The following is a 5,451-nucleotide window of genomic DNA, read 5'->3' on the forward strand; positions in this document are numbered from 1 at the left end:
CCGCTGTAAAAGCGGAACCATTAGCAGCCGTGACCGCAGAAACGGATATGTACTCGGTCTGATCCAACATCCTGGTCGGCCCAGAGGCCGCCATTGGGGGCAAGCCCCCTCCCACATTTTGTCGGCGGGACGCGGAGCGTCCCAGGCGGCATTCCCACGCAGAGCATGGGAACGATCAACAGTATCCCCGGGTATCAGGCCTTGGCGGCCATCGCGGTGACTTCAACCCGCATGCCTTTGACCGCCAGTTCGGCAACGCCCACCGCAGCTCGTACCGGCCAGGGCTTGGCGAAAAAGCGCGTGTACACGTCGTTGAACGCGGCGCGGTCAGCCATGTCGGTGAGGTAGATGGTCAGGTGCATCACCCGGTCCATGGAGCTGCCGGCTTTTTCCAGGGCGACTTTCAGGGCTTGCAGGGTGCATTCGCTTTGCGCCGTGATATCGCCCAGTTCCAGGCTGCCGTCGGCGTGGGTGGGGATCTGGGTGGACACCAGGATGCCGTTGAAACCAATCACGTCGGATGAGATGGACCCTGCATCCGGATCAGGGGTGAACTGCAGATCGTGGTTTGCCATGAAAACCTCTCGCGTAGGGCGTAAACGTTGCCGCGCAGTCTACCCATTGAGGACCTGCGGGTCACGGTAGCCGTCAGTAGTTTTTTGACGTCAAAAAAGAAAATCCTGCGCGAGGTAAAGTCGCTCAAAGCCGCGCCGATAGCGTGTTAGAGACTGATTCTCTGCACGTTGAGGGCAACATCATGTTCAACACGAAACTCAAACAAGAACTGGCGGCCAGGACGGTCGAAGTCGATGAGTACAAAGGACTGATTGCTGCACTCGAACGCTCCATGGCCGTCGTCGAGTTCGACCTCAACGGCAAGGTGTTGCGTGCTAACGATAACTTTCTGAATACCCTGGGCTATACCCGCGACCAATTGGCCGGCAAGACCCATCGCGATTTTTGCTTTCCAGCCCTCACCGGCAGCCCGGCCTACGCTCAGTTGTGGAGCGACCTGCGCGCCGGCAAGTTTGTCTCCGGCACCTTCAAACGCATGCATAGCAGCGGCGCGACCATTTGGCTGGAGGCCAGCTATAACCCGCTGTTGGATGAGCGCGGGCAGGTGCTGAAGGTGGTCAAATACGCGCTGGATGTCACCGCCAAGGTCGAGCAGGAAGCCGCCACCCGCAGCAAACTCGTTGCACTGGACCGGGCGATGGCAGTTATCGAGTTCGATTTGAGCGGCCAGGTACTGGACGCCAATGCCAACTTCCAGCAGGTGATGGGCTATTCGCTGGCGGAACTCAAAGGCAAGCACCACCGTTTGTTTTGCGAGCCGAGCCTGATCAGCAGCAGTGAATACGCCGATTTCTGGCGACGTTTGAACAACGGTGAGTTTTTCACCGGTCAGTTCAAACGACTCGGCAAACACGGCCGGGTCGTGTGGCTGGAGGCCAGTTACAACCCGGTCTACGACGGTGACGGCAAGTTGATCAAGATCGTCAAGTTCGCCAGCGATATCACCGAGCGCGTGGAGAAGTTCGAGGAGGACTCGCGGGGAGCGTCGCGGGCTTATCATATTTCGTCGGAGACCGAACGCTTTGCCGAGCACGGCACTCAGGTCATCCAGGACACTGCCACCGAGATGCGCCGCATTGCCGATAATATCGGCGCCTCGGCGCGCCTGGTAGGGCAGTTGGGCGACCGCTCCGAGCAGATCACCGCGATCGTCAACACCATTCGCGGGATTGCCGACCAGACCAACCTGTTGGCGCTTAACGCGGCCATCGAAGCTGCACGCGCCGGTGATCAGGGGCGCGGCTTTGCGGTGGTGGCCGATGAGGTCCGGCAACTGGCGGGGCGTACCAGCCGCTCCACTGCGGAAATCGCTGAGATGATCGGCATGATCCTGACCGAAACCCGGGATGCCGTGAGCAGCATGAACGCCACCCAGGAAGGCGCGCAGCGCGGGGTGAACCTGGCCGATCAGGCCGGATCGGTGATTTTGCAGATCCGCACCAGCACCAGCGATGCGGTGCAGGCGGTGAGCATGTTTGCGTCCAAGCTGGACGAGTCTGAGGTTATTCCCAAGGCCGCAGTGGGCTGGGTGGGGTGATGCTGATCCATTAAAAGCGCGCCCCGGTGCTGATCGCCAGGACCAGCACCGGCGCGGTGGTTACTCTTTCACATCCATGAACTCTTCAGCCCACGCCACGTAGCTTTCCGGCAATGTGTAGGTGTGGGTCAACTCCGTGGCACTGAGGTTCGAGGTGCTGTGGGTAAGCTGGCGTTGCGCACGCAGGCTGTCGTAAGTGGCCTTGATCGCGGCAAAGTAGGCGCCATGCCCGGCCACCACGATGCGCACGCCCAGGCTGGCCAGGCGCTCGCTGTCATGCAACTGCGGGTTGCCGTAGGTCACCAGCATCAGCGGTACCGTGAGCTTTTCGGCGATTTTTTCCAGGTGGTCGAAGTCTTTGACGCCGACCATGCAGATCCCGTCGGCACCGGCCTTTTCATAGGCCCGGGTGCGGGCGATCACGTCTTCGGTGGGCAATACGCCGGCGTTGGTGCGGGCAATGATCGACAGTTCAGGGTCGACACGCGCTTCGAGGGCCGCCTTGACCTTGCCGATGCCTTCCTCGACGGAGATCAAATCCGTGGATTTACGCCCGAATTGCGCAGGCAACAGGGTGTCTTCGATGGTCAGCGCCGCAACGCCGGCGCGTTCCAGTTCTTCAACCGTGCGCATCACGTTGAGGGCGTTGCCGTAGCCGTGGTCGGCATCGGCAATGAACGGCAACTGCGCGACACGGCCGATACGGGTGGCCTGCTCGACGAACTCACTCAGGGTAATCAACGCGAAATCGGGTGCCGCCAGTACCTGCAGGGAGGCGACGGAGCCGCCGAGGATACCGACCTCAAAGCCCAGGTCAGCGGCGATACGCGCGGACATGGGGTCGAAAACCGAGGCGGTTTCGACACAGATTGGCTTGGCAAGCAGTTCGCGAAAGTTGCGGCGCAGCGCTGAGTGAGAAATCTTGGGCATGTTCTTTCCTGGCTTTGGTCATCGTCAAGTGACGATCAATGTCTATTCGTGGTGGCGCGAGATTACCACGGGACGGGCAGGGGTTTATGACGTTTGCGGGCATGGGATGTGGTTTGGATATGGTTTGACTGCCCCGTTTTGCACAACTGCTGTGCGGCGTTGGCGATTCATTCACTGGCGCGCGATGCCTATAGTTCATCCACCGGCGCAGTGCTCGACCGCGCGGTGCACACCAGCCCAAGACTGAGGTAAGCCTGATGAACCGTGAATTCGATCCCGCCCTGAGTGTCATCAACCAACTGGACGCCGAGTACTTCGAGTACAGCAAGGCAGCCAATCCCATCAGTGCCAATCTCATCACGCGCATTCCCTACCACAGCTTTCCCGCCGCGCTGTACGACAGCGGCCCCTCGCGCGTGGTCCCGCTGGACCTCAGCGACGCCCTGGGCTGTGAAGGCCCGGCGACCGGTCCGGGGCTGTGCGCGAACTTCATGCGGCTTAATCGCGGCGATACGCTCACCTTGCAGCCCAACGCCACTTCGCAGGTGTTCTACGTGATCGCCGGAGCGGGCCGTACGGTTCAGGGCGAGTCCACGATTGAATGGTCCAAGGGCTGCTTTATCGCGCTGCCCGGCCGGCAGGAGGCGCAGTTCAGCGCCAGCCAGGATGCGCGTCTCTACTATGTGCACGATGAACCGTTGTTGCGTTACCTGGGCGTGACAGCCGGCGCCGATCGCTTCACGCCCACCTTGTACCCGGCGGCACTGGCCAACGCCAAGCTGCGCGAAGCCGCCGATGATCCGCGTGCCCAGGACCGCAGCCGCATCAGTATCCTGCTGGGCAACCGCAACTTTCCCCAAACCCGCACAGTGACGCACGTGCTGTGGGCGATGTATGGAATCCTGCCGGCCGGGTCGGTGCAAAAGCCCCACCGCCATCAGTCGATAGCCCTGGATTTCATCATTGACTGCCCGCCGGGTTGCTACTCCCTGGTGGGCACCGAGCTGGAGCCGGACGGGCAGATTCGCAACCCGGTGCGGGTCGACTGGGCGCCTGGCCTGGCCTTCGTGACGCCGCCAGGGTATTGGCATGCGCACTTCAACGAATCCGACACCGAGGCGTTCCTGATTCCGATCCAGGACGCGGGGCTGCAAACCTACCTGCGTGCCCTGGATATTCGCTTCAGTTGAGTCAGTGCCAGTCCGGCGTCTCGCCCAGGCGCTCGACGATAAAGTCGATAAAACAGCGGACCTTGGACGACACGATGCGCTTGGGCGGGTAGACGAACCACACGGCAAACGCTTGTTCGACGCTCTGGACGCGCCATTGCGGCAGCCACATCACCAACTCGCCGGCCTTGAGGCTGCGGGCCACCAGCCAGTCCGGCAACAGCGCGAACCCCAACCCCTGGCGCGCGGCGATCAATTGCGCGTCCAGGTCATTGATCCGGATGCAGTCGCCATGCACCAACGACGCTACGCGGCTGTCGGCGACGAAGGTGATATCGCTCATGGCCTGTATGCCCAGTACCGCAGGCACACTGGCAAGATCGGTCGGCGTCGAGGGCGGCGGGTGCTGCATGGCGAATGCCGGACTGACCACCAGGCGGTAGTGGCCGTCGCAGAGTTTGCGCGCTTTCAGCGTGGAATCGGCCAGCGCGCCAATGCGGATGGCCAGATCGACGCCGGTATGAATCAGGTTGACCTGGGCGTTATCCAGCACCAGCTCGACGCCGATCTGCGGGTAGCGCAGGCGAAAGTCGTTCAAGGCCGGAAGGATATGGTGACGGGCAAAGGCCGGCGGCAGGTTGAGCTTCAATAACCCGCGCGGCTGCTGGTTCAGCGCCGACGTCGCCGCTTTGGCGTGTTCCAGTTCATCGAGCACCCTGCGGGCGTGCATCAGGAACGTCTGGCCCCCTTCGGTCAGGTGCAGGGTGCGTGTGGAGCGGTTGAACAGCGCGATGCCCAGGTCCTGCTCAAGGTCCTTCACGTAGCGTGAAACGGTGGAGGCCTTGATGCCCAGGCGTTCGGCTGCGCGGGAAAAGTTGTTGCCTTCGGCGGCTTCGACGAAGGCGGTCAGGGCGGCGAAATAATCCAAGGTCGGCCTCAGGGGCAGGGCGGGCAGAGGTGCAGGTTGTGGAGGTTTGCCGCGTGCTGTCAACAGCCAACTGACAGTGGAGATACCCTGTGGGAGGGGGCTTGCCCTAATGCCAGTCAGTTAAGCGAACGAAATGCTTAAAGCAGTGAAGATCCCCTGTGGGAGGGGGCTTGCCCCCGATGGCGGCCTCAGGGCTGGCCAGGATGTTGGATTGGGTTGAGTACATATCCGTTTCTGCGGTAACGGCTGCTTAGGGTTCCGCCCTGACGGCGGCTCACTTTTGAAAAGCGCAAAAGTAAGCAAAACGCTCT

At 61.4% G+C, this 5,451-nt stretch carries 4 protein-coding genes and 2 pseudogenes; 3 read left to right on the forward strand and 3 right to left on the reverse strand.

Annotation, left to right across the window (positions count from 1 at the left end; translation table 11 throughout):
- Positions 1-194: 194 nt before the first annotated feature.
- A complete protein-coding gene (locus BFP93_RS11205) occupies positions 195-575 on the reverse strand; it encodes a RidA family protein (RefSeq protein ID WP_065893125.1) in 381 nt (126 codons plus the stop codon).
- A 182-nt stretch (positions 576-757) separates the two neighbouring features.
- Here BFP93_RS11205 and BFP93_RS29655 point away from each other — a divergent pair.
- Together BFP93_RS29655 and BFP93_RS29660 are read left to right on the forward strand one after the other, a co-directional pair.
- Positions 758-1,525 (forward strand): annotated as a pseudogene (locus BFP93_RS29655) (PAS domain-containing protein); the annotation flags it as partial.
- A gap of 111 nt (positions 1,526-1,636) precedes the next feature.
- Positions 1,637-2,113, forward strand: a pseudogene (locus BFP93_RS29660) (methyl-accepting chemotaxis protein); the annotation flags it as partial.
- A 60-nt stretch (positions 2,114-2,173) separates the two neighbouring features.
- Here BFP93_RS29660 and BFP93_RS11215 read toward each other — a convergent pair.
- Positions 2,174-3,043 carry an isocitrate lyase/PEP mutase family protein gene (locus BFP93_RS11215; protein WP_065888139.1) on the reverse strand — a complete coding sequence of 290 codons (870 nt, stop codon included), beginning with the start codon at positions 3,041-3,043 and terminating at the stop codon, positions 2,174-2,176.
- Positions 3,044-3,300: 257 nt separating this feature from the next.
- Between BFP93_RS11215 and BFP93_RS11220 the strand changes: the two genes are divergently transcribed.
- Positions 3,301-4,233, forward strand: coding sequence for a cupin (locus BFP93_RS11220; protein WP_065893127.1), 933 nt, complete (start codon positions 3,301-3,303; stop codon positions 4,231-4,233).
- Between the two features lies 1 nt (position 4,234).
- Here BFP93_RS11220 and BFP93_RS11225 read toward each other — a convergent pair whose 3' ends face one another.
- Positions 4,235-5,140: a LysR family transcriptional regulator gene (locus tag BFP93_RS11225; RefSeq protein ID WP_065893128.1), complete on the reverse strand. Its 906-nt coding sequence runs from the start codon at positions 5,138-5,140 to the stop codon at positions 4,235-4,237.
- Positions 5,141-5,451 lie beyond the last annotated feature (311 nt).

The sequence above is a fragment of the Pseudomonas sp. 44 R 15 genome, from assembly GCF_900004965.1.
GTDB classification, from domain to species: Bacteria; Pseudomonadota; Gammaproteobacteria; order Pseudomonadales; family Pseudomonadaceae; genus Aquipseudomonas; species Aquipseudomonas orientalis_A.

Excerpts from the sequence above, each read along its gene's own strand:
- BFP93_RS11205 (WP_065893125.1), bottom strand. The coding sequence starts at position 575 with ATGGCAAACCACGATCTGCAGTTCACCCCTGATCCGGATGCAGGGTCC.
- BFP93_RS11215 (WP_065888139.1), bottom strand. The coding sequence starts at position 3,043 with ATGCCCAAGATTTCTCACTCAGCGCTGCGCCGCAACTTTCGCGAACTG.
- BFP93_RS11220 (WP_065893127.1), top strand. The coding sequence starts at position 3,301 with ATGAACCGTGAATTCGATCCCGCCCTGAGTGTCATCAACCAACTGGAC.